Origin of the sequence: Pseudomonas rubra (assembly GCF_028656935.1) — a bacterium.
GTDB classification, from domain to species: Bacteria; Pseudomonadota; Gammaproteobacteria; order Pseudomonadales; family Pseudomonadaceae; genus Aquipseudomonas; species Aquipseudomonas rubra.
In genome coordinates this window covers 40,618-64,050 of sequence record NZ_JAMDGZ010000068.1, presented here as the reverse complement: position 1 = coordinate 64,050, position 23,433 = coordinate 40,618, and the positions used below count along the sequence as shown (strand labels likewise).

23 protein-coding genes and 2 pseudogenes are annotated in these 23,433 nt (G+C 58.3%); 6 read left to right on the top strand and 19 right to left on the bottom strand.

Annotated features, from left to right (window positions below):
* Positions 1-18 precede the first annotated feature (18 nt).
* The 14 genes and pseudogenes from M5G17_RS25285 to panB form a co-directional block, all read right to left on the bottom strand.
* A pseudogene (locus M5G17_RS25285) lies at positions 19-888 on the bottom strand (alpha/beta hydrolase family protein); the annotation flags it as partial.
* A gap of 229 nt (positions 889-1,117) precedes the next feature.
* Positions 1,118-2,092, bottom strand: a pseudogene (locus M5G17_RS25280) (TolB family protein); the annotation flags it as partial.
* A complete protein-coding gene (gene pqqE / locus M5G17_RS25275) occupies positions 2,058-3,218 on the bottom strand; it encodes a pyrroloquinoline quinone biosynthesis protein PqqE (RefSeq protein ID WP_273895594.1) in 1,161 nt (386 codons plus the stop codon). The pseudogene M5G17_RS25280 and the gene pqqE, both read right to left, overlap by 35 nt.
* Positions 3,190-3,465 carry a pyrroloquinoline quinone biosynthesis peptide chaperone PqqD gene (gene pqqD, locus M5G17_RS25270; protein WP_273895592.1) on the bottom strand — a complete coding sequence of 92 codons (276 nt, stop codon included), beginning with the start codon at positions 3,463-3,465 and terminating at the stop codon, positions 3,190-3,192. The genes pqqE and pqqD overlap by 29 nt, the downstream gene beginning before the upstream one ends.
* The gene (pqqC, locus tag M5G17_RS25265; RefSeq protein ID WP_273895591.1) at positions 3,462-4,217 is read right to left on the bottom strand and encodes a pyrroloquinoline-quinone synthase PqqC; all 756 of its coding nucleotides are present in this window, start codon (positions 4,215-4,217) and stop codon (positions 3,462-3,464) included. The genes pqqD and pqqC overlap by 4 nt, the downstream gene beginning before the upstream one ends.
* An 8-nt stretch (positions 4,218-4,225) precedes the next feature.
* On the bottom strand, positions 4,226-5,137 hold the full coding sequence (gene pqqB, locus M5G17_RS25260) for a pyrroloquinoline quinone biosynthesis protein PqqB (RefSeq protein WP_273895590.1): 912 nt from the start codon (positions 5,135-5,137) through the stop codon (positions 4,226-4,228).
* 67 nt (positions 5,138-5,204) lie between these two features.
* On the bottom strand, positions 5,205-5,276 hold the full coding sequence (gene pqqA, locus M5G17_RS25255) for a pyrroloquinoline quinone precursor peptide PqqA (protein ID WP_008365141.1): 72 nt from the start codon (positions 5,274-5,276) through the stop codon (positions 5,205-5,207).
* A 167-nt stretch (positions 5,277-5,443) separates the two neighbouring features.
* Complete coding sequence (pqqF, locus tag M5G17_RS25250) at positions 5,444-7,777, bottom strand: pyrroloquinoline quinone biosynthesis protein PqqF (protein ID WP_273895589.1); 2,334 nt, start codon at positions 7,775-7,777, stop codon at positions 5,444-5,446.
* A gap of 38 nt (positions 7,778-7,815) precedes the next feature.
* Positions 7,816-8,613: a carbon-nitrogen hydrolase family protein gene (locus tag M5G17_RS25245; protein WP_273895588.1), complete on the bottom strand. Its 798-nt coding sequence runs from the start codon at positions 8,611-8,613 to the stop codon at positions 7,816-7,818.
* A 13-nt stretch (positions 8,614-8,626) separates the two neighbouring features.
* Positions 8,627-10,309 carry a flavin monoamine oxidase family protein gene (locus tag M5G17_RS25240; protein ID WP_130266586.1) on the bottom strand — a complete coding sequence of 561 codons (1,683 nt, stop codon included), beginning with the start codon at positions 10,307-10,309 and terminating at the stop codon, positions 8,627-8,629.
* Between the two features lie 158 nt (positions 10,310-10,467).
* Positions 10,468-10,782: a helix-turn-helix domain-containing protein gene (locus M5G17_RS25235; RefSeq protein WP_273895585.1), complete on the bottom strand. Its 315-nt coding sequence runs from the start codon at positions 10,780-10,782 to the stop codon at positions 10,468-10,470.
* 1 nt (position 10,783) lies between these two features.
* Positions 10,784-11,122, bottom strand: a complete 339-nt coding sequence (locus M5G17_RS25230; RefSeq protein WP_273895584.1) for a toxin — start codon at positions 11,120-11,122, stop codon at positions 10,784-10,786.
* A gap of 118 nt (positions 11,123-11,240) precedes the next feature.
* Positions 11,241-11,702 carry an Lrp/AsnC family transcriptional regulator gene (locus M5G17_RS25225; protein ID WP_273895583.1) on the bottom strand — a complete coding sequence of 154 codons (462 nt, stop codon included), beginning with the start codon at positions 11,700-11,702 and terminating at the stop codon, positions 11,241-11,243.
* 92 nt (positions 11,703-11,794) lie between these two features.
* The gene (gene panB, locus M5G17_RS25220) at positions 11,795-12,613 is read right to left on the bottom strand and encodes a 3-methyl-2-oxobutanoate hydroxymethyltransferase (protein ID WP_273895582.1); all 819 of its coding nucleotides are present in this window, start codon (positions 12,611-12,613) and stop codon (positions 11,795-11,797) included.
* 84 nt (positions 12,614-12,697) lie between these two features.
* On the opposite strand from panB, the gene M5G17_RS25215 reads away from it, so the two are divergent.
* Together M5G17_RS25215 and M5G17_RS25210 are read left to right on the top strand one after the other, a co-directional pair.
* Positions 12,698-13,495, top strand: a complete 798-nt coding sequence (locus M5G17_RS25215) for an AraC family transcriptional regulator (RefSeq protein ID WP_273895581.1) — start codon at positions 12,698-12,700, stop codon at positions 13,493-13,495.
* A 150-nt stretch (positions 13,496-13,645) separates the two neighbouring features.
* Positions 13,646-14,050 (top strand): type II toxin-antitoxin system HicB family antitoxin, encoded by a 405-nt coding sequence (locus M5G17_RS25210; RefSeq protein ID WP_273895580.1) that lies wholly within the window; start codon positions 13,646-13,648, stop codon positions 14,048-14,050.
* A gap of 527 nt (positions 14,051-14,577) precedes the next feature.
* On the opposite strand, the gene M5G17_RS25205 is transcribed toward M5G17_RS25210, so the two are convergent.
* Together M5G17_RS25205 and M5G17_RS25200 are read right to left on the bottom strand one after the other, a co-directional pair.
* Positions 14,578-14,910: a hypothetical protein gene (locus M5G17_RS25205; protein ID WP_273895579.1), complete on the bottom strand. Its 333-nt coding sequence runs from the start codon at positions 14,908-14,910 to the stop codon at positions 14,578-14,580.
* Between the two features lie 758 nt (positions 14,911-15,668).
* Positions 15,669-16,472: a hypothetical protein gene (locus tag M5G17_RS25200; RefSeq protein WP_273895578.1), complete on the bottom strand. Its 804-nt coding sequence runs from the start codon at positions 16,470-16,472 to the stop codon at positions 15,669-15,671.
* Between the two features lie 784 nt (positions 16,473-17,256).
* Here M5G17_RS25200 and M5G17_RS25195 point away from each other — a divergent pair.
* The 4 genes from M5G17_RS25195 to M5G17_RS25180 all read left to right on the top strand — a co-directional run bounded on the left by M5G17_RS25195 (position 17,257) and on the right by M5G17_RS25180 (position 21,319).
* Positions 17,257-18,375, top strand: coding sequence for a nucleoid-associated protein (locus M5G17_RS25195; protein ID WP_273895577.1), 1,119 nt, complete (start codon positions 17,257-17,259; stop codon positions 18,373-18,375).
* Positions 18,376-18,381: 6 nt separating this feature from the next.
* Positions 18,382-19,668 (top strand): hypothetical protein, encoded by a 1,287-nt coding sequence (locus M5G17_RS25190; RefSeq protein ID WP_273895576.1) that lies wholly within the window; start codon positions 18,382-18,384, stop codon positions 19,666-19,668.
* 137 nt (positions 19,669-19,805) lie between these two features.
* Positions 19,806-20,360 (top strand): N-acetyltransferase, encoded by a 555-nt coding sequence (locus M5G17_RS25185; RefSeq protein ID WP_273895575.1) that lies wholly within the window; start codon positions 19,806-19,808, stop codon positions 20,358-20,360.
* A complete protein-coding gene (locus tag M5G17_RS25180; RefSeq protein ID WP_273895574.1) occupies positions 20,357-21,319 on the top strand; it encodes a tyrosine-type recombinase/integrase in 963 nt (320 codons plus the stop codon). The genes M5G17_RS25185 and M5G17_RS25180 overlap by 4 nt, the downstream gene beginning before the upstream one ends.
* On the opposite strand, the gene M5G17_RS25175 is transcribed toward M5G17_RS25180, so the two are convergent.
* The 3 genes from M5G17_RS25175 to M5G17_RS25165 all read right to left on the bottom strand — a co-directional run bounded on the left by M5G17_RS25175 (position 21,309) and on the right by M5G17_RS25165 (position 23,339).
* Positions 21,309-22,061 carry a hypothetical protein gene (locus tag M5G17_RS25175; protein ID WP_273895573.1) on the bottom strand — a complete coding sequence of 251 codons (753 nt, stop codon included), beginning with the start codon at positions 22,059-22,061 and terminating at the stop codon, positions 21,309-21,311. The two genes, M5G17_RS25180 and M5G17_RS25175, sit on opposite strands and share 11 nt — an antisense overlap.
* 22 nt (positions 22,062-22,083) lie before the next feature.
* Positions 22,084-22,428 carry a hypothetical protein gene (locus tag M5G17_RS25170; RefSeq protein WP_273895572.1) on the bottom strand — a complete coding sequence of 115 codons (345 nt, stop codon included), beginning with the start codon at positions 22,426-22,428 and terminating at the stop codon, positions 22,084-22,086.
* Between the two features lie 476 nt (positions 22,429-22,904).
* Positions 22,905-23,339: a hypothetical protein gene (locus tag M5G17_RS25165; RefSeq protein ID WP_273895571.1), complete on the bottom strand. Its 435-nt coding sequence runs from the start codon at positions 23,337-23,339 to the stop codon at positions 22,905-22,907.
* Between the last annotated feature and the right edge of the window lie 94 nt (positions 23,340-23,433).

Below are 23,433 nucleotides of genomic sequence, written 5' to 3'. Positions count from 1 at the left end.
TTGCCCCGCGATAGCGATCTAACAACCTTCCAGCACCCGGCGATAAAAACGCCACTCTTCATCCAGCGCATGCGCCAAGTTGCTTGCAGTACGAAAACCGTGACGCTCTGAAGGATAGAAATGCCCTTCGGCCTGAACACCGTTGGCCTTCAACGCGTCCAGCATCGAACGGGTCTGCTCGGGTACCACCACGGCATCCAGTTCCCCTTGAAAGAAGATCACCGGCACCTTGATGTTCGCCGCATGCAACAACGGGGTGCGTCGCTGGTAACGCTCTGCATCGGCAACTGGATCGCCAATCAGCCAGTCCAGGTAGTCACCTTCGAACTTGTGCGTGGTCCGGGCCAGCGCCTGCGGGTCACTGACACCATAGAGGCTGGCGCCGGCACGGAATACGGCGTGAAAGGCCAGGGCGCAGAGGGTGGTATAGCCACCTGCGCTGCCGCCGCGGATGAACGCTCGCTGCGGATCGATCAGCTTGCGTGCGGCCAGGTGCGCAACCACGGCACAGGCATCTTCGACGTCAACCTCGCCCCAACGCAGGTGCAGGGTCTGGCGGTAATCACGGCCGTAGCCGCTGCTGCCACGGTAATTGAGGTCGGCGACGGCAAAACCGCGCTGGGTCCAGTACTGGATGCGCGGGTCGAGCACCGGAAAGCAGGCCGAGGTCGGGCCACCATGAATGAACACCAGCAGCGGGGGCTGCGCGTCAGCGTTCATGGCCGGGTAGAAAAAACCATGGGCGATGCCGTCGCCACTGGGGTAGCGCAGTGCTTGCGGACGGCTGATGCGTTCGACGGGCAGCGGCAGGGCTCCGCCCGCCAGTACCTGTACCGCATGGGTGTGGCGATTGATGGCGATCACCGCCGGTGAGCACGGGGGGCGCGCGGGATTGGGCTGGGGGTGCTGGTCCCCAGGGGAGGCACCCCAAGAAAAACCCCGCCGGGGGGGGGGGGGGGCGCGCGGGCTTTTGGGGGGGAAAAAACCCGGGGGGGCCCCCCCCCGGGAGCGGTGGTGGGGGGCGCGTGGGGGGGGGGGGGGGGGGGCCCCCCCCCGCCAGTACCTGTACCGCATGGGTGTGGCGATTGATGGCGATCACCGCCGGTGAGCACGTGGCCGAGGCGGCAATGGCATAGATGTGCTGATCGTCCAGGTCCAGGCAGCGGAAGCGGCTGTAGTCGCCGCTGTAGTTTTCTACCGAAGCATCAGGCAGACAAACGCCCAAGCGGCCGAAGCCGTTGTCGAACCAACTGGCCAGATAGCCTTGCCGATCCAGTGGTCGCCAGGTGCTGGCTCCCAGCTGCCAGGGCGCGCCAGCATGATCGGCAGTGGCGGCCGGCAACGGCCTCCAGCCTGTGACGGTTTCGCCCCAGGGCTGCCAGTAGCCGTTGCAATCGGACAGGCAGTACAAGCGCCCGGCGGCATCAAAGTGAGGCTGCTGCAGGGATTGTTGTGGGCCCTGTTCACCGGCGATGCAGCGCGGCTTACTCCACTGGCCATCAGCCTGGCGCTGGCAGCAGATCAATCGAGTTGCTGTCCACGGCTGTTCCGGGCGGCTCCACTCAATCCAGGCCAGGCGCGAGCCGTCGTTGCTCAGGGTTGGCGAGGCATAAAAGTCGGCGCCTTCGGCCAGCACTTCACGGCTGCCTTGGGCGATGGCAACCAGGCGATGCTCAACCGCTCCGGGGCCATGGCTTTCCTCCACGGCCAGCACTTGTCCGTTAGACCAGCGCAGATCGCCGTAACGGCGCTGACCTGCGGACAGCAACTGCGGTAACCCGCCTTTGAGGTCCTGGGCATAGAGCTGTTGGTCGGCCTCGTTGACGAACACCAGGCCATCGTCGCTCAGGCAGAAGCTGCCGCCGCCGTATTCGTAAACCCGGCTGCGCACGCTGAAGCCATTGGGCGTCAGGCAACGGGCCTGGCCTGCGCGCCAGTGCCAGATCCGGCAGGCGCCGTCGCTGGGACGGAACTCGTTCCAGAACAGCCCCTGGGCCGCAACCCGAAGCTCGGCAAAATCGGTACCGGCGGCGACCGCCTGTTCAGCGCTGAAACGCTCAGCCGCGGACAATGACACGGGAGTTTCGCTCATTACGGAAGGTCAGCTCGTCGATGGTCTGATGGGCATGCTCGGCTTCTTCGCGGGCCTTGAGGATCATGCCGTGGTCGGCCGACTTGGCACAAACCGGATCGGCATTGCTGGCATCGCCGGTGAGCATGAAGGCCTGGCAGCGGCAGCCGCCGAAGTCCTTTTCTTTCTCGTCACAGGAACGGCACGGCTCGGGCATCCAGTCATAGCCACGGAAGCGGTTGAAGCCGAACGAGTCGTACCAGATATGTTGCATGCTGTGCTCGCGCACATTGGGAAACTGTACCGGCAGTTGTCGAGCACCGTGGCAGGGCAGGGCAGTGCCGTCCGGGGTAACGGTGAGGAACACGCTGCCCCAGCCGTTCATGCAGGCCTTGGGGCGTTCTTCGTAGTAGTCCGGGGTAACGAAAATCAGCTTGCACGGGCTGCCAGTGACCTGCAGTTTGGCCCGGTACTCGTTGGTGATGCGTTCAGCGCGCTCGAGCTGGGCACGGGTCGGCAGCAGGCCGACACGGTTGAGGTGCGCCCAGCCATAGAACTGACAGGTAGCCAGTTCGACGAAGTCGGCTTCCAGGGCCACGCACAGCTCGATGATGCGGTCGATCTTGTCGATATTGTGCCGATGAGTGACGAAATTCAGCACCATCGGGTAGCCATGGGCTTTTACTGCTCGGGCCATTTCCAGCTTCTGTGCGAAGGCCTTTTTCGAGCCGGCCAACAGGTTATTCACCTGCTCGTCGCTGGCCTGGAAGCTGATCTGGATATGGTCCAGCCCGGCCTCCTTGAAGGCGGCGATCTTCTGCTCGGTCAGGCCGATGCCGGAGGTGATCAGGTTGGTGTAGTAGCCCAGGCGCCGACCTTCGCCGATCAGCTCGGCGAGGTCCTGGCGCACCAGCGGCTCACCGCCGGAAAACCCCAGCTGTGCGGCGCCCATCTCTCGCGCCTCGGCCATGACCTTGAACCATTGCTCGGTACTCAGCTCCTGGCCCTGGGCGGCGAAATCCAGGGGGTTGGAGCAGTACGGGCATTGCAGGGGGCAACGGTAGGTCAGCTCGGCGAGCAGCCACAGCGGCAGGCCGACCTCGGCTCTGGCCGGCAGCTCAGGCAAGGGTGATCCAGTGTTCGACACGGGCGACCTCCATGAACTGCTCGATGTCACTACCGAGCTCGGGTACGCCGGGGAACTGCTGGTCGAGCTCGGTAATGATCGCGGTGACGTCGCGCTGGCCGTCGATCAGCCCGCCGATCAGTGCAGCGCTCTCGTTTAGTTTGATCATCCCTTCCGGATATAGCAGGACGTGAGCCTTCTGTGCTGGTTCGTACTGGAAACGATAACCCGGGCGCCATGTCGGGACTTGCGCGCGATCAAAACTCATAGGGCGATTCCTTTGTGCCAGACCCTTTCGCAGGTGACACTGTGATACGGCGGGCGGTTCAGTTCGTAGGCCATGCTCATGGCGTCGAGCATGCTCCAGAGAATATCCAGCTTGAACTGCAGGATCTCCAGCATGCGCTGCTGGCCTTCAACTGTAGTGTAGTGCTGCAGGGTGATCGCCAGGCCATGCTCAACGTCACGCCGCGCCTGGCCCAAACGGGTGCGGAAGTACTCATAGCCCGCCGGATCGATCCACGGATAGTGCTGTGGCCAGCTGGCCAGCCGCGACTGGTGGATCTGCGGGGCGAACAATTCGGTCAGCGAGCTGCTGGCTGCTTCCTGCCAGCTGGCGCGGCGGGCGAAGTTGACATAGGCATCCACGGCAAAGCGCACGCCAGGCAGTACCAGTTCCTGGGAGCGCAACTGATCCGGGTCCAGGCCGACCGCCTGCCCCAGGCGCAGCCAGGCTTCGATGCCACCGTCCTCGCCGGGGGCGCCGTCATGGTCGAGCAGGCGCTGAATCCACTCGCGGCGAATCTCTCGGTCTGGGCAGTTGGCCAGGATCGCCGCGTCCTTCATCGGGATGTTGACCTGGTAGTAGAAGCGGTTGGCGACCCAGCCCTGGATCTGCTCACGGCTGGCGCGACCTTCATGCATCGCCACGTGGTAGGGGTGATGGATGTGGTAATAGGCGCCCTTGGCTCGCAGGGCCTGTTCGAACTCGGCGGGGGACAGCAGTTTGGCAGCGCTCATGGCAGCTCCTAGAGGGTGATGCTCATGCCGTCGAAGGCGACTTCGACGCCGCGGCGTTCACATTCGGCGCGTTCAGCCGAATCCTCATCGAGAATCGGGTTGGTGTTGTTGATGTGGATAAGCACCTTGCGCTGACGCGCGAAGCCGTCCAGCACCTCGAGCATGCCGCCGGGGCCGTTCTGCGCCAGGTGGCCCATCTCGCGGCCAGTGCGGGTGCCGACACCACGGCGCTGCATTTCATCATCCTCCCACAGGGTACCGTCGACCAGCAGGCAGTCGGCTTCGCCCATCATCTGCAAGAGCTTGGCATCGACCTGGCCCAGGCCCGGGGCATAGAACAGCTTGCCGCCTGTGCGCAGGTCTTCGACCATCAGCCCGAGGTTGTCGCCCGGGTGTGGGTCGAAGCGGTGCGGCGAGTAGGGCGGTGCAGCGCTACGCAGCGGGAAGGGGGTGAAGCGCAAGTTCGGGCACGCGTCGATGACGAAGCTGCCTTCGAGCTCGATGCGGTTCCATTGCAGGCCGCCGTTCCAGTGGCTGAGCATGGTGAACAGCGGAAAGCCGGTACTCAGGTCCTGATGGACCATGTCGGTGCACCAAACCTGGTGCGGGCAGCCTTCGCGCAGGCTGAGCAGGCCCGTGGTGTGATCGATCTGGCTGTCGAGCAAAACGATGGCGTTGATCCCGGTGTCGCGCAGGGCGCGGGCCGGTTGCATCGGGGCGAAGCCTTGCAGCTGCGCGCGGATATCCGGCGAGGCATTGCACAGCACCCAGTGGATACCGTCGTCAGACAGGGCAATCGATGACTGGGTTCGCGCCGAGGCGCGCAAGCTGCCGTTGCGAAAGCCTTGGCAGTTTGCGCAGTTGCAGTTCCACTGCGGAAACCCGCCACCGGCGGCGGAACCTAGAATCTGGATATACATGGCCACTCCTGCCGCGTCCTGAAATAAAAACGCCCCGGCGGACCGAGGCGTTGTACCGCAAGCAGGCTCAGCGGCTTGCGAAATACATGGTCACTTCAAAGCCGATGCGCAGGTCAGTGTAAGCAGGTTTGGTCCACATGAGATTACTCCTTCCGGTTGAGTCTGGGTTTGACAGCTACTTATTTGGTCCACCCTGCAGATCAGGGGTTCCCGTAGCCGAGATTGCGCTATCTTACTAAAAAAACAGGTGCTGAAAGGTTAAATCTACGATAAACGCCGTTACCGGGACGGTAAGAATCGCCAGCGTCAGTGCCAGTGTGCGCCGGGTGCCGGGCCGTTGGCCAGACACAACCAGCCTAGTTCGCCCTGGCTTGTCTGGCGGGCCAAGCGCCGCAGCTGTGGCGTATCAAGTGCCAGGATCGCTGCCTGCAGATCGCTCAGCTGCGCGTGATGATTGCCTGCCAGATGCGCCTGCCAGGCCCATTCGGCTACGTCATGGTTGGCCATGGCCGGTTCGTCGAACTGTGCGGCCAGCGCCTGTTTATCCGTGTCAGTGCAGCTTAGCTGATCGGCCAGGTCATCCAGCAATGTCTGGATATGCCCGACAATTTCAGCGTGGCTGGCGGATGGCGATTGCACGCCGAACAGCAGACCATCGCAGCCCTCGATCTGACGAAAGGCGCTGAACACCGCATAGCCCAGATTCAATTCGACCCGCAGCCGTTGATAGAAAGGCCCTTGCAACTGCTGTGCAAGCAACCGGCCTGCGGCGTGATCAGCGACTGGGCAAAACAGCAGCAGTGCCTGTTCGCTGGCGGCTGGCGGCAAGGTTTGCCAGCGCCGCACGGCTTCGATTCTAGCGGGCAGATGCGGTCCTGCGCGCCCAGGCACTTTGCCCAGGGCGTGGTTCAGTGCCGATTGTTCAGTGGCACTGAAGCCGGTCGCTAGCCCGTTCCAGGTCGAACACTCCCACAGCGCGTCAAGATCGCTCTGGCTGATGGTGTAGGCCGGTAACGCTTCGTCGACACGGCCGAGCAGCTGCTCCGGGAGCTGCCGGAGCAGGGCACGTATCGGCATGGCGTCAGGCTGTTCGGCAGTGCCGGGCGTCCAGCTTTGGCTGCAGGGGTACCGCAAAATCGCCAGCGCCTGTTCGACAACCGCGACCACCACGGCGCCGTTGCCGGCACAGCGTAATTGCCAGTATCGGTCGCAGCTACTCAATTGCACCTGCACACCTGCTTGCGCCGCCTGTTCGCGCAGGGCTTCCAGCCCGCGATCCAGTACCTGCCAGAGGCGCTCGCGCAAGGCCGAGGTCAGTTGCCAACGCAAGTAGATAACAGCGTGCTGGCGTGTCGACGGTAACAGTGGGGAGAGGGCCAGGCCCTCGGGAACGGCGGTTGCAGGAACGGTCACAGGTGTAACGTTGAGCAACGGATTGGCCGGGGGCAGCCGCCAAGGCTCGCTGGCTGTGTGCAGCTGGCCATCGAGCATTGTCTCGAGTAACAGCCCAAGCGCCGCGAGCCCTTGCTCGTCCAGCGCCCGGAAGGGTTGCCCGGCGCTATCCCGGCGTGCCAGTTCCAGCGCGCCGGCGCTGAGTTCGCGGCATTGCTGCAGTCGGCCATATTCCTGATTGATGCTACTCAAGTCAGCCGTTCGTAAGAACGCCAGCCAGTCGCTCAGCAGCGCATACGCCTGCTCGGCATCGGCTGCATCGGTGAGTGTCAGGCCTGCATGCAGCAGGGTCTGGCCGGCAAAGCTGTAGAGCGATGAAAACTCGAACTTCGCCAGCCAATTCCGCTCACGCAGCGTTGCCTGCAAGCCGCCAGGCTGGGTGTTGCTTAGCCAGGTCGCAAGAAAGTCGATGGCGTGTTCAGCACCTGCGTGAAGGTGCTCGCACGGGTACAGCAAATCCAGTTGCTGCTCGTTGTGAAGCCGCAGCGGTGCCCGGCTGTTGAAGCTCGGCGGTAGTGATTGCGGCACTTGCGTCCCGGCGCTGAACACGTGAGCGTATTGGTGCGCCAGCGATTCCAGAGCTTCGAGGCTTTGTGGTCCGCTCAGGCTCAAGGTGATTTGCCCGGCGTGATAGAACCGCTGATGAAAATCCCTTAGCGCCGCCTGGAACGCCTGGCTTTGAACCTGCAAGCTGTAACGGTTACCCGCGTGAAAAGCGCTTAGCGGATGTTCATTGCCTGCGCTCTGAAGCAACACAAACTGCCGTTGAGCTTGAGAGCTACGTGACCAGGCAATGAACTCGGCATGGATCACTTCCCGTTCACGCAGTTGCCGCTCAAGCTCGAAGCAAGGCTGCGCAAGCATCTCGCACAGGCGCTCCAGGCCCCCGGCAAAGGCTGCTGGCGGCACTTCGAAGAAGAACTCGGTGGTGCGTTCACGGGTGCTGGCATTCACTTGGCCGCCGTGATGCTGCACGTAGCGCATCAGGCCATCTTCCAGTACGAAGCGTTGATTGCCGAGAAAGAACAGGTGCTCGAGAAAGTGCGCCAGGCCCGGCCACGCCCGTGGTGCGTCATGGCTGCCGGCCCGGACCCGCACCGCCGCCGCGCAGCGCTTGAGCTGCGGGGCATGGCGCAGGCTGACCTGCAGGCCATTGTCGAGGGTCAGGAGGCGAATGTCGCTGGGCATGACGGTTCCGCAGATAAGAGAGCCGTCATGCTAGCGGATTATTGACCTCTCGTACTGTAGAGCTCGGGGCGCAGGTCATGCAGGTAGGGGGTGTTGGCCCGCCCTTGCTGCACCTGCTGCAGATCCAGGTCAGCGCTCAGCAGTGCGCTGTCGCGGCCGGCCATGGCCAGGATGCTGCCATCCGGGCCGACGATACTGCTCTGCCCGCAGTAGTGGATCTCGCCTTCGCTGCCGCAATAGTTGGCGTACACCAGGTAGCACTGGTTCTCGTAGGCGCGGGCGCGCACGGTGACCTGGGCAACAAAGTCGAAGGGCACCATGTTCGCCGTCGGCACCAGGATCAGCTCAGCCCCGGCCAAGGCCAGGCGTCGGGCGTTTTCCGGGAACTCGATGTCGTAGCAAATCAGCAGACCCAGGCGCCAACCATTGAGCTCGACCACCGGGAAATGGTCTGGCCCGGGGCTGAACATCGCCCGGTCCAGGCCACCGAAAAGGTGGGTCTTGCGGTAGTTGCACAGGCTGCTGCCATGGGCGTCGATCAACTGCACGCTGTTGAAGACCTGGCCGTCCTCGGCCAGTTCCGGGTAGCCGTAGGCAATGGCGATGCGATGACTCTGGGCGATCTCCACCACGGCCATGGCCGAGGGGCCGTCTTCGGCCTCGGCCAGGCGTGCTACGGCTTCGCTGCCGATGTTGTAGCCGCTGAGAAACATCTCTGGGCATACCAGCAACTCGGCGCCGCACGCTGCAGCCAGTTGCGCCTGCTGGTGCAGGCGCTCGAGATTGCCGGGGACGTCCAGCGGTTGCGGTTCGCCTTGAAACAGGGCGATGCGCATGGCGATTCTCCCGTCAGTCGGCCAGGGCGATCGGTCCGATCTCATGGAATACATCGCCCGGGCCTGGGTTGTCCGGGTGGGTCTGCCCACCGAAGTGATTCATGATACCCCACACCGCATTGAGCGAAGTCTGTACCGCACCTTCGACCCAGGCCGGGGTCCAGGACACATCGTCACCGGCAATGAAGATGCCGCGTTGTTCGGCCGGCATGTCCTGCTGCATGAAGTGCGCGTACATGCGCTGGTTGTAGCGGTAATGGCCGGGTAGAGCGCCCTTGAAGGCGCCGAGGAAGTGCGGGTCGGCTTCCCAGGACACGGTGATCGGGTCGCCGATGATGTGCCCGGCGATATCGACTTTCGGATAGATCTTCTTCAGGGCATCGAGGGCCAGCTTGACGCGTTTTTCCACCGGATGCGGGAGCATCTTCAATGCATCGCTCATCCACGAGTAGGACAGGCAGATCACTCCAGGCTTGTCGTCGCCGTTGTCGAACAGGTAGGTGCCACGGGTCAGGCGGTCGGTCAGGGTCATGCTCATCAGGTCGCGGCCGGTCTGCGGGTCCTTGTCCTTCCAGAATGGCCGGTCGACCATGACGAAGGTCTTCGACGACTGCATGTAGCGGGTACGGTCCAGGGCCATCCACATCTTTTGCGAGAACAGCGACTCTTCGCACTCGATCTGCGTGGTCAGCAGCCAGCTTTGGCAGGTGGTCAGCACGGCGGCGTAATGGCGGGTGTCGCCCCAGTTATCAGTAACCGCCAGGCGCCCGTCGCTGTCACGGGCAATGCTCTTCACCCCAGGGCGTGGTGCCCCGCGGTGCAGCGAGCTCAGGCTGGTGCCGGCTGGCCAGTGGGCGCAACGCTCTGGCACGTGGCGCCAGATGCCCAGCGGTACCTGTTCGACGCCGCCGACCACCAGATGCTGGTGATCGTCGCAGTTGGTCATTACCACGCGGAAGATTTCCAGCATCGAGTTGGGGAAATCTGAGTCCCAGCCGCCGGTGCCGAAGCCGACCTGACCGAACACCTCGCGGTGCAGGAAGCTGAGCTTGGCGAAGGCTTTGGAGGTGGCGACGAAGTCGTAGAAAGTACGGTCGTCCCACAGCGGTACCAGGGTGTTCCACAGCTCTTTCAGGCGCGGCACATCACGGTCACGGATGGCTTGCTGGATATCGCCGAAGCGGGAGCCGTCTTCCAGGGCATCGGCCCAGGCGTCGGCCACTTCCTGGAACAATTTGGGCAGGTCGGACAGTTTTTCTGCGTAGTGGGTCTGGCCTTCCAGGTCGATGACCGTGCTGCCGGAGGCGGGCGTCAGCGGGTTGGGGAAGGGCTTGGTCTGAAGGCCAAGCTTGTCGACATAGTGATAGAACGCCGTAGACGATACCGGAAAGCGCATGCCGCCCAACTCGGCAATGATCCCGTCGGTACCTTCGAAGGTTTGCGAACGCAGGCGGCCGCCCATTTTCGAGGCTTCGTACACCACAGGCTTGAGGCCCAGTTTCATCAATTCGTAGGCTGCCACCAGCCCGGCAATGCCGGCGCCGACAATCGCCACTTCCTCGCCATGGCGTTCAACCGGGATGCTGCCCAGGCCGGCGGGGTGTTCGATCCAGTCGTCAAAAGCGAACGGGAAATCCGGGCCAAAAATGGTGATGGGTTTCTTGCCGTCGGCGGGGTGGCGATTGTTCTTGTTCATAGATGACCTTGCCAGGCGCTGCGCGGGGTGCGGAGCTTGAGTATAGAAAACGCTGGCGGTCATTCTAGGGGGTGGGGATTACGTTATTAAGATGCAGAGTGTCGTCGTTTTGGTTTTATTTTTGTCGTTATGACGAAGAAGTGCTGCTGAATGACGGATCAGCTGAGTGCGGCCAAATGCTCGACGGTTTCCGGGTATTTTTCCACCAATCGAATCAAGGTCATTGCCTGGGCATTGGGGCGAGCTCTGCCCTGTTCCCAGTTTTCCAGGGTACGAACGTTGGTGCGCAGGTACATGGCAAACACCGCACGGGACATGTTGAGCCGTTCGCGAATTGTTACGAGCTCTTCGGCGCAAACGTCCATCAGTTCGGTGAGTTGCAGCTTGTGCGAGCGCAGGGTCAATTTGCCTTGACGTTCCTGGGCAAGGGCATCGAAGCCTTCGTTCAGCTCGGAAAAAATATTGCGCGTCATTTTATGTCCTCGCCTCGATTTCCTGATCGAGCATCTGTTTGAGCATCTGGCGTTGAGCCGCGCTCAGGTCGTCTTGCTGATCCTTGCCATATAAGGTGAACAACCAGAACTGCTGACCACTGTTCCACCAGTAGTAGATCACCCGCGTGCCACCGCGCTTTCCCTTGTGCCGCTGCTCATCGGCGAAGCGCATCTTGCGCAGGCCACCTGTGCCCTGAATGACTGAGCCTGCGTGGGGGTTGAGCAGCAGGATGAACTGCAAGGCCCTGAAAGCCTGGTCATCCAGGTAATCGCAACGGTAGCGAGCAAAGGCCGGTAGTTCGGCAAAAAGGGCTTCCATCTTTTATACGTTACCTGCGTATAGTCTGTGGGTGTTATCCCTCACCGTCAAGCGGTGTGGCTTTAACCAGCCTATACGTGTGGCTAGGGCTCATCCGGGTGGATGATTGCCTGGTGTTTCAAACCGGCTGGCCGCGATCCACCTTGCTGCTGAGAATGATCGAGGTGGTGGTTTTCTCCACCCCTTCAACGCTGCCGATCTGATCGAGCAACTGGTCCAGTTGCTCGGGCGAATCACTGCGCAGCCAGGCGACGTAGTCGAATTCGCCACTGACTGCGCATAATTGCTGAACCTGGCCCATGGTGCTCAGGCGCCGGACTACGTCCTTGCCAGAGCGTGGTTGCACCTTGATCCCAACATAGGCTTGCAGGCCGCCGTCGATCAAGCGCTGACCCAAGCGCACACCGTAACCGCTGATGACCTTGGTCTTTTCCAGACGGGCCAGGCGCGAGGTCACCGTGGTGCGCGCGATGCCCAACTGCCGGGCGAGGGTGGCAACACTTTCGCGAGCGTTGATCTGCAGCAGCGAGATCAACTGGCGATCGATTTCGTCGAGGGCGACGGGGCGGCTGTCGGACATGGGCAGTCTCTGGCGAGAGCCGCGTTGCGCGGCTCATGGAATAAGCGCGATAGCCTATCCATTGCTCTCACCCTTGGGCAAGGCGCCCGTGCTCAACCGGCCTTGAAGCAGTGCTCGGACTGGGGAAAACTGCCATCGCGCACTTCTTGGGCATAGCTTGCCAGGGCCTGGGAAATTTGCGGCTGCAGGTCGACAAAGCGTTTGACGAAGCGTGGCTGGTATTCGCCGAACAGGCCAAGCAGGTCTTCAGTAACCAGCACCTGGCCATCACAGGCAGGCGAAGCACCGATACCAATAGTAGGGATTGCCAGCTCCTCACTCAGGCGCCGGGCCAGAGGTTCGGCGATGCCTTCCAGCACCACCGAAAAAGCGCCTGCGGCCTGCATGGCCAGGGCATCCAGGCGCACTTTCGTGGCACTCTGGTCGTCGCGGCCCTGGGCCTTGAAACCGCCCAGGCAGTTGACCTGCTGCGGCATCAGTCCGACATGGGCCATGACCGGAATCCCACGGCGGGTGAGGAATTCCACGGTCTCCGCCAACTCTTCGCCGCCTTCAAGCTTGACGCCCTGGGCAGCGGTTTCACGCAGCAGTCGGGCGGCACTGAGAAACGCCTGTTCGGGCGAGGCCTGGTAACTGCCGAATGGCAGGTCGATCACCACACAGGCACGTTGGGCGCCGCGCATCACTGCCTGGCCGTGGGCGATCATCATGTCCAGGGTGACCCCCAGGGTGCTGGGCATGCCATACAGGACCATGCCCACCGAGTCGCCAACAATGATCACATCAGCCTCGGCATCTACCCAGCGCGCCATTGGCATGCTGTAGGCGGTCAGTACCACCAGGTTGCCAGCGCCTTTGCGCTGCTGGATGGCGGGCACGCTCAAACGGTTTTCACGCACATGGCTGCTCATCGGTCTCTCCAAGGGTTGTTCAACGAAGCCGGGCGCAGGCTATCATCGGCCTTTATTGGCTCACTTGAGCAAAGGAGACAGGTGATGCCGTCAACGAGACAAACCAGTGAAGTGCCGCCGCTGCTGGACTGCCAGCAGCTGCCGGGCCCGGTTTACCGGCGCATGTTTGCCATCCCGGCCGGTCATCGGGTGCAGATGCACAGGCATCCCTGGGTGCAGTTCACCTACGCCAGCGCCGGAATCATGCAGGTGGTCACCGAGCACCACAGCTACCTGTTGCCGCCGCAATGTGCGTTGTGGATACCCGCGGGTGTCGAACACACCGCCTATAGCGAGCAGGCCATCGAGTTTCGCGGGCTGTACCTGGACGACTCGCTGCTCAATGGCTACCAACGCCCTTGTGGCGTACTGCAAGTCACGCCGCTGGTACGCGAGCTGATCGCCAAGGCCAGCGGCTTTGCGCCGCAATATCCTGCACAAGGCGCCCAAGCACGGCTGCTGCAGGTGCTGGTCGATGAGTTGCGCGAACTGCCTGAAGCGCCGTTCGGCCTGCCGCTGCCCAATGACCCGCGCTTGCGGCGTATCAGTGAAGCCTTACAGGCCGACCCTGCAGACAACCGCAGCATTGAAGACTGGGCGCAGCAGGTCGGCGCTTCGCGGCGCACCCTGGTACGGCTGTTCCAGGCGCAGACGCAGTTGTCGTTCCGCGAATGGCGCCAACGCCTGCGCCTGCTGGCGGCGTTGCCATTGCTGGCCCAGGGCATGAGTGTCACGGCGCTGGCCAACGAGCTGGGCTACGACTCGGTGTCGGCATTCATTGCGTTGTTTCAGCGCCACTACGGCAAGACGCCAGGGTTGTGGGCTGCTGAGCTGCGTAGCTGACAGTGTGTCTGGTTGGCAAAGGGCGATGAATCGACCCCCTATTAAGTTGATGCCGTTGTGTATTGTGTGTATAGGCTGTTGCAGTAGCCTATCACGGTGTGTGCGGTACACACGTAGAGGCTGGGGAACACTTCTCCTTCAGGAGCGCTCATGAAATTTCCAGTCGTCATTCATAAAGACCCCGATTCAGACTATGGCGTGACGGTGCCGGATGTCGCGGGCTGCTTCTCTTCAGGTACAACCGTCGAGGAAGCACTGGACAATGTCCAGGAGGCTTTGGCCCTGCACTTCGAATCACTGGTCGCAGATGAAGAGCCACTGCCCCAGGGCCAGGCAATCGATGTCCATATCGATAATCCCGACTTCGCGGGCGGTGTGTGGGCAGTCGTTGATTTTGATGTGACGCCGTACTTGGGCAAGTCAGTGCGGTTCAATGCGTCTCTGCCGGAGTTCCTGCTGCAGCGCATCGATAGCTACGTGAAGAATCATCCTGAACAGAAAAGCCGATCGGGCTTTCTGGCATCAGCTGCGCTTCGAGTCTTACAGGAGGCGTGAGGGGTATGTGACGGAAAAAGCAGAGGCCTCTGAATCGCTAAGCGACTGTGTGGACGCCTTGTGGACACTGGAGCTAAACGTTCAGCCTTCCAGCTTTCCTGAAAACGACAAAAGCCGCGCAGTGCGCGGCTTTGAAGGTGGTGGGCCCAGCAGGACTCGAACCTGCGACCAAGGGATTATGAGTCACCGAATGACACCCCGAGGCCTTATAAGTCTAGGCTAGGGGCTGCCAGGGTACAACAGGGCTAACCCCCTGTTAATACGGAGTTTTTGCTAGATTAGGCAAATTAGGTAAGGCTGGGGACTGTACCGCCAGCGTACCTTCAACGAGTAGGCATCTGGCGTTCAAGTGTGTTTGTTTGCAGTCATTTCTAGTCGTAACGTACCGCTGAAGGGCTTTCAGGAGGCGACAAATGACAGGCCGACAGACCCCCGAAATTCCCAATCGCCCGAGGCTCGCGTACCAGTCTTGCTTTGCAACAGATCCAAGATGCAGTTGGCTCGCACCACAATAACTGATGACGAGGTTATTGTCGGCTGGATACCGGCGACCCGTAATACCAAGGATCCGAAAGCACAATCTCCTCAGCTCCCCCAGCGATGACCATACTCAGCACGGCTTCGAGCGTCTCAGCCACGGTCTCCCAGTAGGCAGCCTGCGCCTTACACTTCTGGATATTGGGCGATTCTTCCCTCTCGGCCTTCAGCGCAGCTATGGCATACCTGGATGAGTTTCTGGAGGTCGCCTCATAGCCGGCCAGCAAGCGGCGATTCTCAGGTGTGTCTGGCCACTCTTGATTTCGCTCAAAATAGGCCCTGCTGGCAGCATGAGTGAATCCTTCTAAGCATATCGTGGACATGTTTCCTCCTTCCGTGGACATCGTGATTACGGACGTAACCCGGAGCTTCCCTACCAAGAAAAGTACACCTGGGCAGTAATACCAGCGCCACCGGTCGCTGATGTTGCGGGCTGAGTGAAGGACTTCAACGAAAACTGAAATTCTCTCCGATACCGATGACTCATTCTCTGAGTGTGTTTGCTGCTTGAGGGCGTCAACCTGGGTGGCAAATAGCCATACATGGCTGAAATATTATGGGATGTCGTCTACTCAGATCGTTTCTAAGCTTCGGAGAGCATTTTCGCTGCTTTGGACCCAAGCGGGGGGCGCGGTCACCCCTCTAGTGCCCGCACAGCACCCCTACACCACCGTAAATACCCCCTGGCGCCCCTCAAATGCCTGAATTGACCCGATCATGATCCCCTACGGGGGCGCAGCAGATGCCCGTTCCGCTGACATAGCGTGCCCGCAACATACCCATTAGCTGCCTTTAATCCCCCCTCAATGCCCCTGTCCTTTTCCTATGCCACACCTTAAAAGCACCGGTTGCAGCAATAAGGCAAAATCACTGTCCGTTTGCACCATAGATAGCTTAATAGTGCAAAAAGGTGCTCACGGATCGATGGACTCTCATTTGCGAAACTTTCTGGCCAGCGGCAACCAGCCTGGGGGCAATCTTGGCTTTGATCAGCAGGAAAATTCGTGGGCGACCTACAGCTGGGGAGGAAGTCTGGTCATGACGCCAAGTTGGCGTCATGACTAGATGGGGACAGGGAGGGTCAGCGGATGCTGATGTCGAACTTGTCGGAATAGACCTGATGGGTCTTGATGTTTACCACGCTCACGCCCGCGATCTTGATGTCGAAAATGTAGTTGTCGATCAGAAGCTCACGCTGGTTCTGGACAGTCGCTTGCGAGTAATTGGTGGTCATCCGAAGATGCTGGGGGACCGATTCGAGGTTGATAGCGAGCCGCAGGTCGTCTCTCTCTTTGGCCAGTTGCTCCGGGGTGATGCGCAAAGAACCATTGATGCGGGCAATAGGTACCGCCGAAGGTGGTTTGACCGGAGGCAGTACCAGCATCGGCCGCTTCACCTTGATAACGTCCACGCCGGCCTTGGCGCCGTAACCGTTCTGGCCCTCATAGTGGTCCATCACCTTGCGGACTTCGGGCAGCCACAACCCATAACATACAGGGGCCATATAGCTGTAGTTCTTGGCGCCAGAGCAATCGCTGGGCAGTAGCATCATCGAGAATTTGATGGCACCGGTCTGCTTATCAAATTCGATGTTGTTCTCAGGGATCGTAGAGATCACCGAAAACAGGCTGAGCGCCGAGACGCGCTTCTGATACACAGCATCCGTCTCATATTTGCCTTGACCACCACCTATCTTGTCGGCGAAATCCAGCAGTTTCGATGAGTCGCTGAAAACAGGAACCTTGGTCGAATCCACGTAGGGACGCAGCGCAACGACTGTCGTCTCGCGTTTCAGGTAGGCCTCGTAAGGTGATGGAGGTGGGGGTGGCAGGGCGCAACCGCCGAGCATCCCTGCCATAACGGACAGCACGAAAACTTTACGCATCTTTTCCTCTCAGATGAAACAGCAACCGCCGCGCGAAAAGCGCGACGGGGACTCATGAACCGCTAGGGCTCAAGCTTTCCATTGTCCGATGGAAAGCTGCAAGCGGGGTAGGGGGTCCGGTGCACAACATACCGTTCGAGCGCGTCAGCCATTGCAGCGACGTTTCCTGGGGTAATCGATCCCAGCCGATAAGTCCGCAAAAAATTCGCTGGTTTCAGTCGCGTGGGTAACGTGTAGGTAGTGCTGAATGTTCTCACTGACAAACGCCGCGCTAAGTTTTGAGGCGAATGGCTACCCATGCCGAGCGGCCTGAACCTCGTTAATAGCCGCGGAGAGCACTTGGTCTGGATTAGAGCCCAATTCGTCGTGCGGTAGGGCGCCGCTAAGGAAGCTGCGGCACCTCATCGTCCTAATTTTTATAATGTGGTATCCGACTACTGTAGCGCGGCAATTACTGGCGGTGAGCCTTGCTAAAGCTAAATAGCTTGAACCCATCCGCAGCATGATCTGCGTCAGGTGCCCGCATTCCGACGAAACACGATGACCGCTTTTGCAGCATGAGCCCCTACGACCTTCCAGGTTGCCTCTCCTGGCTGGCTTGCGGTTTCAGGTAAGTCCGTCAGCGCCCTTCGTCGGATGATCGAGGATAGTATTGTCTGGGTGGCTGTATGGATATACAGTTAACGGGGCGCTTGAGCTGGTCGTCAGCGGAAAATCCACTTGTGGCTATTCGACACCATGAAGTAGATTCACCGTCCAAACGACCGTTGAACAAGGATGGGTAATGGATATCAAAGTTAATTTTGCGGTAGTCCATGAACTGAGAAAGGAACAGTTCAAAGATATACAGCCATCCTTCATTCGCCAAAAAGTGTTTGATGTTACCAAACCTGCCGTGAGCAAATTGATAGTTGGTGCGACGTCGATTTACGGTAAGAAAAACAATGCGGCCCACTACGGGATATTTGCCAAGAAAACCGCGAGTGAGTTTCCGGAAGAATTCGACGGCTACACGAAAATCGTGATCTCGGAAAAATCTTTTCTGGAAATCACGGGTTCGGCCATGGGAGAGCTGCACGCAGCTGCCAAGAAAGCCACCGCCGCGTCCGGCGGTTACATTCTTTTTGTGGATTATGAAAGTGGCAATGCACGGTTTTTACTGATTGCAATGCTGAAGAAGCGTGATGGCCTCCGGCTTAATGAAGAACTGGAGCCGGAAGAGTTAATCGAGCTCGACTTGAACAGTCTGTATCATGCGGCGCGGATAAACTTCAGTAAGTTTGGAGAGTACGCCGATGCCGATGACGAAGCCAAACAGGAACTTAATTACCTCAGCTTCCTAAGTCAGAGTGCCGGCCGCTCGGCAGCCGGGTATTTTGTCACCGCACTAGGCTGTGCGGTGGGGACGGCGTCAGCTGCAGCCACCAAAAATTTGATCGTGGAAAGTGTTAGGTTTTTCCGCGATCGACCCAATCTGTATCCGAATCGAATTCGTTTCAAAGACGAGGTTTTGCGCTACTTGGAACAGCAGCGTGACACTGGATTGTCGGTGAAACTGTCTGAAGTGGAAGCAATTGCGCGTCAGTTTTTTCCAGCGGAGATGGAAGGGCAAGCTGATGACCTGGCGAGCGAGTTTACTGGCCATCTGAACAGTGAAGCAGTTGGGGTTCCTGTCGAGTTCCCGATCAGCAAAGTCACCCTGGATAAATACACTCACGTGCTTTACAAAGCTGATAATTGGCAGCTTAAATTCGACCGTAACTCGTTGGGCGAAGGGGTCGATGCAGAAATTCGTTTTGTTGAACAAGACCGCAAGCTGATCATTAACAACCTTTCTGATCAGGCTGTGGAGGTCATCCGCCAGGCGCTAGCAGACAAAATAGATGTGCCTGTAGCTGAGTAAACGCATATGGCCGATGTCCTTGAGTTCGTTCGCGCTTATCGCCTGCTGGGACGTCCGGTCCTGACGACAGGAAACTCCTTTCATTTTAAGGCAGGGGCGTATAGCGCTGAGCTGGCCGAAGCCGTGCTTGCGTTGATGGAGTCTAAAACGGGTCGATTTGATGAGCTTTTGATCGATGGTGAGGAGGTGAGGCCGCAGGCGGCGACACTATCCAATCCTTGGTCGAACATCGAACTATGTTACGTGCTCGATGCCTCAGGGGCGGTGCCAGTCTTCAAGAATATTGAACAGCTGATGGCGCGTTCAAAAAGCTATGTGCGCCAGTCACTGCCACCACATTTTTATTTGTTAGACGACGATGTGCTGTCCTCAGAGGAACCACTTGACCCTCAGGTGAAATCCCTGCAGGCGATTTGTCGTTTGATCGTCTGCTTGGCTGACTTGGCGCATTTTCATGATGAAAAAAAATCGAGCGATGAGTATAAGCTGGTTTTTGTTGCAGATGATTCCAGTAAAGGCGAGCGAACGGTAACACTCTATCCTTTTTTGGATAAAAGCTTACTTGCGTTCGAGGTGGGGATCGCGCTCGTTGACAGCCTGCAGGGTAGCAATCTGGATGTGAATCCTCACTTGCTTAAAGAGAGGGCGATTTTTCGAGCTAGTTTGATTGAGCATTTGGCTGGGCATTTCGACGGCAGAGAGCGCTTCAGACTTCTGGTATCAACTTGGTCAAAATTTGTTGAGTTATACGAGAATAATCTTGCTACCTATCTCAGTGGTTTTTCCTTCCACAAGATAAAGCAGGAAATCGCCACGGCGCAGATTACCATTGCTGATCAGATGTCAAAAGTGGTCGGGGATATCAGTGGGAAAATTCTCAGTGTTCCAGTTTCGTTGGTGGCGGTAATTGCGATCGCTAAAGCTGACAGCGGACTCGAGAGCACAATACTGGTGGCGGGGCTTACTATTACTTCTGCACTTTTGGCCGAGACGTTGGCAGCGCAGAAACTTCAGTACGATCGTATTAAGCATTCGCGGAGAATGATGTTTTCGGCGCACTTTAGTTCCGCGCGTCAATATCCAGCAGATCTGAAGCGGTGCCTTGAGGATGCAGTTGACGGTCTCAAGGAAAATGAGAGGAAGCTCAAGCGTTCATTGCTAGCCCTGAGGGCTATTTGTTGGATTCCAGCAATCGCTGCAACAACGCTCCACTCGTTCATATTTCAAGGTTATCTAAGTCAAGGGGCAAAGCAGATAATGAAGCTGCTGCTATCATTGTCAGTGCCCCTGTAAAAAATATCCATATCTAGCTAGGTTTTTTATCTCGCAGCGTTATGACAGCCCTTGGCTGTCTCTCAGCGAGATAGGGGGCAGTCGGCCATACAATTGGTGATAAAATACGTTATCACCAATTATAAAAAGCAGGCTCCATGGACTGGCTTGACCCGATTCGCGACCTTTATCAGCCACTGCAGGCCAAGCGGTTGAGCGCCAGATTGCCCGCCGTTCACCTACAGATTGAGTACATCGAGCCTGCGCGCGGGAATGCCTACTACCCTGCGCCTAAGTTCATCGCGGAAATCACCGTCGATGGCCAATCCGTTGGCCGGACTGACTATGCCATCAATCCGTTAAGGGATCGGCTGTACATTAACAAGATCGAAATCCACCCCGAGTTCAAGCGCCGGGGGTATGCGCTCGCGGTGCTATGGCAACTGCATTGCGAGAACGCTTTACCTATTGTCCCTGTTGCTATCTACAGCACAAACGAAGCCCATGGTTTCTGGAACAATGCGCGACTAAGGCTGAAGGCCGCCGGCGCTGATATTGAGGGCGAATTGCGCACAGCTGAGCTCCTGCAAGAGCAACTGCGCTGGCAGCATCTAGTGCCCGAGCTCCCACACGAACGGCAGATTCGCGAGCTAATGGCCTCCCCTGAATGGCCTGAGATTGAAGCTGGGTTCAAAGCGAGGCAGACGTTATGAGCCAGTTCGTCACCCCAGGCAGCGCTGGCGAGCGTCGGCTGACTGCGGTTGAGTTTCAGCACCTGGCTGCAGTGCCAGCGGCGGTTGAGTGGTTTGCTAACATCGATAACCCGCGCACCCGACGTGCTTATCAGGGAGACCTTGAAGACTTCTGCGGCTTCGTTGGATTAACTGCGGCCGATGAGTTCCGGGCCGTAACCCGGGCGCATGTTCTAGCTTGGCGCGCTCAACTGGAAACCCGGGGACTGGCCGGGGCGACGATCCGGCGCAAGTTGGCCGCGCTGGCCAGCCTGTTCGATCACCTGCTGGAGAGCAACGCGGTGGCCGGCGGAAACCCGGTACACGGGGTCAAGCGCCCGAAGATCGAAAGCAATGAAGGCAAAACTCCGGCACTTGGTGATCATCAGGCCAAAGCGCTGCTCGATGCACCGTCGGCGGACTCGCTGAAAGGGCTGCGTGATCGGGCGATTTTGGCAGTGCTGCTGTACCACGGCCTGCGCCGTGAGGAAGCTGCCCAACTGATGGTGGGCGATATTCAGGAGCGCCGGGGTATCAAGCATCTGCAGATCCATGGTAAAGGTGGCAAGCTGCGCTACTTACCGCTGCACCCGATTGCGGCCGAACGCATCTATGCCTATCTGCAGTGTTCAGAACATCACCTGGAGGACGCTCGGGCGCCATTGTTCGTGCCGCTGCGCGGTCGGAAAACCGGCGCCGGTATGACCGCCAATGGCATCTATACGATGGTGGGAGGCTACGCCGAGGCCGCCGGCATCGATGTGGCTGGCCTGGGCGTGCATGGTCTGCGGGCAACGGCGGCCACTAATGCCCTAGAGCACGAGGCCGATATCGCCAAGGTTCAAGCCTGGTTGGGCCATGCCAACATCAGCACGACCCGCATCTACGATCGTCGGCAACTGCGGCCAGAGGACTCACCAACCTTCAAGGTCAGGTTCTAGGATCAGCTTCGACGAGTGCCTTTTTGAGGTCAGTGAAATTTATCGAATTGGCTTTGTAGAGGAAGACCAGATCTTTGGATTGAGGAAATCGAGCGATGAGTTTGGTGTCGCTGATTTTTTTTACTTGAATACCCTTGTCGCCTGACTTGGGGTATTTGAAATAGTTACCTGAAATCAGGAGGACATCGGGGGTGCTGCTCTTGGGGTAAAGACCGAACAGAAAATAATAGCGCTTAACAAATTCACCTTTAATTTCATAGGCGGTGTCATTGGTATCGGCTGGATCAGTCTTAGATTGTATCCACGCGCCGTCTATGCTTCCGAGGTCGGTTGTGGGCAGAGCGTCGAAATCGACTTTGGATGCCGGATTTACCTGTTGATCCCTCATCTCTTTGGCTAACTGAATATCTTCCCAGTTTCTGCTATAGGCGTTGCACCCTTCAATGCAGGCCAAACCTTTCTCTGTCTTCTCAAAAACCAATTTAAGTTGCTTGTCCTCGTCGGACGTAACCGTCATACGTTTAGGAAGTTGCTCAATATTGACAGCCCTTGCGGGTAGAGGCTTTTGAAATGGTTTGGCCAGTGTCATTGTGCCGCCGACCCCGGTGACGCTCAAGACATACAGTTCTTTCAGCGGCCCTGGGCCTACCGCTACAGAGTAATTTCCATCAAAGATGTGCACATCTGCCAGCGCGATCGCCGGTAGAGCCGCAAGGGTAAAAATTAGTTTTCTAAAATGCATGACCTTTCCTTGGATCGGGTGATTACTTATTTGGATCAAACCGCTGCCAAGAATCGGGCATGAGTCCACAGTTCAGGCAATCCAGGCCTTTTTCGTCAACTGCTCTCTTGAAAGCAAAGGTTTTGCCTCTTAGGTCGGTCAACAACAATTTCTCGCCTTTTTCTTCGGCTTCCCAAATTTGGTCGCTCAATATCACTTTGCGAAATGGGTCGACCTTTACCACGTTTGCTTTGTCACCTTTAACCTCGATAGCGATCACCGGCCCTAGGACGCCGTCCATAGCTCTGTAGCTACCCTCAAACTCGTTACCGCAGCCGCTCAATCCTATGCAGAGGGCAATGAGACCAGTGGCTTTTTTCAACATCATGCTGAATATCTCCTGGGAAAAATGACGCTAGAGCTCATGCTCGGCGCCTACGCGGTGTGGCAGAAGCACCTTCAGTGCGATTTCTTCAATTCCTAAGCTGGACATCGAACTGTTCTAGCCCAAGCTCGGCGATAAAATTCGCTAGCTTGTCGAGGCTCTTGAACATCCGTTCGCCACCGCGCTGCCGGCGCAGCGACACCAATTCGGAACCCATTCGAATACGCAGCAACCAACCGTCGCTCGTGTGAAGGACCGAAATACCATTCACAAGACCAGCAGCTAGGTATCGCCGTAGATCAGCTTCGAAAATTAAGGACATAGACCACGCATCAGAATTGGAGCAGGGGGGCAGCCCGTAGGTCTTCCCCCCCATCACCAGCAGCAGAGTTTTTTGGATTTTACCCTTCTACTACTCTAAAGCGCTGCGGGATAGATGATAGCACTATGCCCTTTATCGTCAATAATCAAATTTTGATTTATCTATAATTGGTTTTTGATAGGGCGCGGAGAAATCCTTCTGGAAGATCAGCTTCGTTCTCACCTACGTGGCTGACATTACCCATCCCCCCACAGCTCCCTGCCGTACAGTGGAGTAACCCTTCCAGTCCCCACAAGCCTTGAGAAAGGATCGACTGGCTCCCGTCGCTAAAATTGAGGGTGATGCTCAGCAGGCTGGACGAATATGTGAAAGGGTAGGAATTCAGGATTCCGCCGTACATCGCATCGTATGAGTACATCTTCCCGTGCCCTGAACGGTCGACCTTGAGTACCTTGTACCCAGGGTTCAACCCCCCGCCACTAATGTAATAACCGTTCACATCGGGAGAAATCATCTCCAGAGTCTTCCCCCAAGGCATTAATACAAGGGCAGAACACCCCAACACGCAAAGCACCTTCTGATGCTGCTTCAAGACAAGCTCCTTTGATTAATACCAGCTCCAGAGAAAGGCGACCGCAAGCCCCCATAAGACCCACCAGAACCGATTTCTAAGCTTTTTACGCCGC

Excerpts from the sequence above, each read along its gene's own strand:
- pqqD (WP_273895592.1), bottom strand. The coding sequence starts at position 3,465 with ATGAGTTTTGATCGCGCGCAAGTCCCGACATGGCGCCCGGGTTATCGT.
- pqqC (WP_273895591.1), bottom strand. The coding sequence starts at position 4,217 with ATGAGCGCTGCCAAACTGCTGTCCCCCGCCGAGTTCGAACAGGCCCTG.
- pqqB (WP_273895590.1), bottom strand. The coding sequence starts at position 5,137 with ATGTATATCCAGATTCTAGGTTCCGCCGCCGGTGGCGGGTTTCCGCAG.
- pqqF (WP_273895589.1), bottom strand. The coding sequence starts at position 7,777 with ATGCCCAGCGACATTCGCCTCCTGACCCTCGACAATGGCCTGCAGGTC.
- M5G17_RS25245 (WP_273895588.1), bottom strand. The coding sequence starts at position 8,613 with ATGCGCATCGCCCTGTTTCAAGGCGAACCGCAACCGCTGGACGTCCCC.
- M5G17_RS25240 (WP_130266586.1), bottom strand. The coding sequence starts at position 10,309 with ATGAACAAGAACAATCGCCACCCCGCCGACGGCAAGAAACCCATCACC.
- M5G17_RS25235 (WP_273895585.1), bottom strand. The coding sequence starts at position 10,782 with ATGACGCGCAATATTTTTTCCGAGCTGAACGAAGGCTTCGATGCCCTT.
- M5G17_RS25230 (WP_273895584.1), bottom strand. The coding sequence starts at position 11,122 with ATGGAAGCCCTTTTTGCCGAACTACCGGCCTTTGCTCGCTACCGTTGC.
- M5G17_RS25225 (WP_273895583.1), bottom strand. The coding sequence starts at position 11,702 with ATGTCCGACAGCCGCCCCGTCGCCCTCGACGAAATCGATCGCCAGTTG.
- panB (WP_273895582.1), bottom strand. The coding sequence starts at position 12,613 with ATGAGCAGCCATGTGCGTGAAAACCGTTTGAGCGTGCCCGCCATCCAG.
- M5G17_RS25215 (WP_273895581.1), top strand. The coding sequence starts at position 12,698 with ATGCCGTCAACGAGACAAACCAGTGAAGTGCCGCCGCTGCTGGACTGC.
- M5G17_RS25210 (WP_273895580.1), top strand. The coding sequence starts at position 13,646 with ATGAAATTTCCAGTCGTCATTCATAAAGACCCCGATTCAGACTATGGC.
- M5G17_RS25205 (WP_273895579.1), bottom strand. The coding sequence starts at position 14,910 with ATGTCCACGATATGCTTAGAAGGATTCACTCATGCTGCCAGCAGGGCC.
- M5G17_RS25200 (WP_273895578.1), bottom strand. The coding sequence starts at position 16,472 with ATGCGTAAAGTTTTCGTGCTGTCCGTTATGGCAGGGATGCTCGGCGGT.
- M5G17_RS25195 (WP_273895577.1), top strand. The coding sequence starts at position 17,257 with ATGGATATCAAAGTTAATTTTGCGGTAGTCCATGAACTGAGAAAGGAA.
- M5G17_RS25190 (WP_273895576.1), top strand. The coding sequence starts at position 18,382 with ATGGCCGATGTCCTTGAGTTCGTTCGCGCTTATCGCCTGCTGGGACGT.
- M5G17_RS25185 (WP_273895575.1), top strand. The coding sequence starts at position 19,806 with ATGGACTGGCTTGACCCGATTCGCGACCTTTATCAGCCACTGCAGGCC.
- M5G17_RS25180 (WP_273895574.1), top strand. The coding sequence starts at position 20,357 with ATGAGCCAGTTCGTCACCCCAGGCAGCGCTGGCGAGCGTCGGCTGACT.
- M5G17_RS25175 (WP_273895573.1), bottom strand. The coding sequence starts at position 22,061 with ATGCATTTTAGAAAACTAATTTTTACCCTTGCGGCTCTACCGGCGATC.
- M5G17_RS25170 (WP_273895572.1), bottom strand. The coding sequence starts at position 22,428 with ATGATGTTGAAAAAAGCCACTGGTCTCATTGCCCTCTGCATAGGATTG.